This is a genomic window from Streptomyces sp. NPDC059695 (assembly GCF_042733785.1).
Lineage (GTDB): Bacteria > Actinomycetota > Actinomycetes > Streptomycetales > Streptomycetaceae > Streptomyces.
Window position 1 is genome coordinate 171,511 of record NZ_JBHWFF010000012.1, and the last position, 3,734, is coordinate 175,244.

Sequence of the window (3,734 nt, forward strand, 5' to 3'; positions counted from 1 at the left end):
TCTGGGGGGTTGGTATTTGTGTATAAGAGACATCTGCCCTTGCCGCTGACCTCGTACGTGACCTGGTAGGTCTAGTTCACGGAGTTGTCGCCCCGGCGGGGGGGGGACGCGGCTCCGGGGGCACCGGCCGACCCCGAGGCGGCGCGCCGCAGGGCCGAGCGCAGGGCGGCCCGGATCACCTCGGGCGCCCAGGAGTTGGAGCGGCGCCTCGCCGACCTGCTGCGCGGCGGCCTCGCGGCGGCCGGGCAGACGGGGTACGCACTGTGGGAGGAGACGGCGGCCCGCATGGTCGACGCCCAGGCGCCGGGGCTCGCCGGGCGCGTCCGGGAGCTGGGGGCGATACCGGGCTCGGGGGCGGGCTGGCCGGTGCGGCTCCTGGAGGAGTGCGCCCTGACGCACCTCCTCGACCGGGCGTGGCTGGCGGCGGACCGGCTGCCCGCCCCGTTCGCGACGACGGTGCGGACCCGGGTGGGCCTGCCCTCCCCGGCCGACGGCGTCCCGCTGCGCGACCACTGGCTGGTCCTCGCGCAGTACGACGCGGCCGACACCCGGTTGACCACCCGGAGGATCTGGCTGCACGGCACGACGACGGGACGCACCGCGCTCCTGCTCTCGTTCGGCGCGGCGGGCCGGGCGCCGCAGCTCGCGCTCCCCGTGGGCGCGCTGCTCGACGGCGAACTGACCCCGCACCGCGGCGCGGGCCAGGTGCGGGCGGAGCCCGGCGAGCGGTTCGTCCCGGTCGCCGGACCCGTCGCCCCGCCGGCGGGCGGACCGGTCGGCTCGGCACTCGACGCCTACGGCAGGGCGCTGGCCGAGGACCCCTGGCTGGAGTCCTGGCCGGTGACGCTGAGCGGGGTCGTGCCGGCGCGCGCGGAGTACGGCTGGCAGCTCGCCGACGCCGACGGCCGCGAGGCGCTGCCCCTGACGCCCGCCGCCGGGTCCCGGCCCGGTCTCTGGCGCCTGGTCGCCCTGTCCGGCGGGGCTCCGGTGACCGTCTTCGGGGAGTGCGGGCACCGGGGGTTCACGCCGCTCGCCGCCTGGTCGCCGGAGGCCCCGGGAGAGACGGTCCCCCTCATATGACGCCCGGTCACCCCGCACCGCACCACGGGAGGAGCCCGATGGACACCACCTCGACCACCGACGGGGCCGCCCGGCTCTGGGAGGAGCTCGTCAGCTCGGCGCTCCTGGGGACGGACCGGCGGCCTCCCACCGGACTCCCGGGCCCCCTGGCCGCCCGGGACGTACCCGGCGCCCTGCTCGACGCCGCCGCGCTGCACACCGTGCGGCGCAGGGCCGGACTGCGGCCCGGGACCGCCGCGCCCCTGCCGGAGCCCGCCCCCGAGGACCCGCGCGCACCGCTGCCCGAGGCCGCCCGGCGCCGGCTCGACCAGCTGCTCGCGGGCCGCGCCGCACCCGCGCCCGCGGGGCGGCGCGGGTCCGCCCCCGACCTGGCCGAGCTGCTCCCCCAGTGGCTGGCCCTCGCCAACCGGCACGGCTACAAGGCGTCGCCCGCCGCCCTGCCGGCGCTGCTCGACGCGGCCAGGGCCCGCACCGATCTGCGGCCCCAGGCGCTCCGTCTGGCCGGGCCCCGCGGCCTGTGGCTGGCCCGGCTCAACCCCGAGTGGAGGTTCGCCCTCCGGGGCACGGGGGCGGGCGGCGGCCTCCCCTCGCCGAAGGACCCGGAGGGGGTCCGCGCCCTGTGGGACGAGGGGCTGTTCGCCGAGCGGGTCGCGCTGCTGGCAGCCGTACGGACCGACGAACCGGCCGCCGGTCGCGCGCTGCTCGCCTCGACCTGGTCCGTCGAGCGGGCGGAGGACCGGCTGATGTTCCTGGACTCGCTGCGCAACGGACTCTCCGACGCCGACGAGGAGTTCCTGGAGGAGGCCCTCGGCGACCGGAGCCGTAACGTCCGGGCCACCGCCGCCGAGCTGCTCTCCGCCCTGCCGGCCTCCGCCTTGGCCGGCCGCATGGCGGGCCGGGCCGCCACCTGTGTCGGCCTGGACCGGACGGCCCCGGTGCCGACGATCGCTGTCGAGGCCCCGCACGAGTGCGACGCGGCGATGCAGCGGGACGGCCTGGTGGCGACGCCCCCGGCGGGCCGGGGCGAGCGCTCCTGGTGGCTGGGCCAGCTCGTCGAGGCGGCGCCGCTGTCCTCCTGGCCGGCCAGGTTCGGGGGTCGGAGCCCGGAGGAGATCGTCTCGCTCCCGGTCGCCGACGACTGGCAGAGCGAGCTGCACGCGGCCTGGTGCCGGGCGGCCGTCCGGCAGCGGGACCCGGCGTGGTCGCGCGCGCTCCTCGGTTCCCCCGCCGTCCCGCCCGCGACGGGGCCCGGCACCTCCTCCCTGGCCGAGCGGGCCCAGCTCCTGTCGACGCTTCCCGTGGAGGAACGGGCGCGCTGGGTCGCCGCGTTCGTCGCGGCGCACGGACTCTCGGAGGCGTTCCAGCTGCTCGGTGTCTGTGCCGTGCCGTGGGCCGAGCCGCTCGGCGAGGCGGTGATCGACGCCCTCGACATCGCACGGGAGGCGGGCAGTTACCCGTGGAGCTTCAGCGGGGTGATGGGCCTGGCGGAGCGCTGCCTCGCCCCGGAGGCGGCACGGCAGCTGGAGTCACTGACCGCCCGGTCCGACGAGGCCGAGGGCAGCTCCCCCGGCGCGGGCGACTACTGGGCGGAGGCTTTCCAGCGCCTGGTCTCCACGCTCCGGCTCCGCGCGGCGATGCACGCCGAACTCACCCCGCCGCCGCACCTCTCCGCGACCCCGCCGCCGCCCTTCACTGCGACCGCACCGCCGCACCTCTCCGCGACCGCACCGCCGCTGTGACCCACCCGACCGCGAACCGGCCACGCACCGCGTCCCGGTCCGGGTCGGTTCCGGCGCTCTCGCGCGGGCGCGGTCCGGCCCGCGGAAGCCCACCCGTCAGGACCGGACCGGCACCCGCCCCGGAGCACGACAGGGCCCTCCCGGAAGGGAGGGCCCTGTGGGCAGACGCGCACGCGCAGCGGTTACGCGGCGACGCGCACGTTCGCGTTGACCCAGTCGACGATGGACGTGGTCGTCGCGCCCGGCGTGAAGATCTCCGCCACGCCCTTCTCCTTCAGCGGGGCGATGTCGGCCTCGGGGATGATGCCGCCGCCGAAGACCTTGATGTCCTCCGCGTCGCGGTCCCTGAGCAGCTCCAGGACCTTCACGAACAGCGTGTTGTGCGCTCCGGAGAGGATCGAGAGGCCGATCGCGTCGGCGTCCTCCTGGATCGCGGTGTCGACGATCTGCTCGGGCGTCTGGTGGAGCCCGGTGTAGATGACCTCCATGCCGGCGTCGCGGAGAGCCCGCGCGATCACCTTGGCTCCGCGATCGTGGCCGTCGAGACCCGGCTTGGCGACCACGACGCGGATCGGACCGCTCACACCCATCACTGCCTCCACATGCGACCCCCGCGCCTCATTGCCGGGGAGGTGAACGAACGTTATCCCCAGCATCCCGCACCCGGCCGTTTCGCGGAGGCCACCGAGGGGGAAATCACACGTGGGACATGTTCGCTCTGCGCCGTCCCCGCTTTCGGGCCCTCCTCCTGGGCCCACCAGCCGCGAGCGGGGCCGGTCGCGAAGGGAGCCGCGACGAGGTCCGCCGCGCCCCCCGGCCCCCCCGCGGGGCGCGCGGGGGCGCGGGCGGCCCGCGCCCCCCCCCGCCCCCCGGGCCCGTCCGGGGGCCCGCCCAGGTGCAAACCCAACGCACCCC

2 protein-coding genes and 1 pseudogene are annotated in these 3,734 nt (G+C 77.2%); 2 read left to right on the forward strand and 1 reads right to left on the reverse strand.

Translation table 11 applies throughout. The features are described from left to right. Together ACFV2S_RS17495 and ACFV2S_RS17500 are read left to right on the forward strand one after the other, a co-directional pair. Positions 1 to 1,080: pseudogene (locus ACFV2S_RS17495) on the forward strand (SWIM zinc finger family protein); the annotation flags it as partial. A gap of 38 nt (positions 1,081 to 1,118) precedes the next feature. Further along, positions 1,119 to 2,819 carry a DUF5691 domain-containing protein gene (locus ACFV2S_RS17500; protein WP_385559349.1) on the forward strand — a complete coding sequence of 567 codons (1,701 nt, stop codon included), beginning with the start codon at positions 1,119 to 1,121 and terminating at the stop codon, positions 2,817 to 2,819. A gap of 182 nt (positions 2,820 to 3,001) precedes the next feature. On the opposite strand, the gene ACFV2S_RS17505 is transcribed toward ACFV2S_RS17500, so the two are convergent. Next, positions 3,002 to 3,409: a cobalamin B12-binding domain-containing protein gene (locus ACFV2S_RS17505; protein WP_383801815.1), complete on the reverse strand. Its 408-nt coding sequence runs from the start codon at positions 3,407 to 3,409 to the stop codon at positions 3,002 to 3,004. Between the last annotated feature and the right edge of the window lie 325 nt (positions 3,410 to 3,734).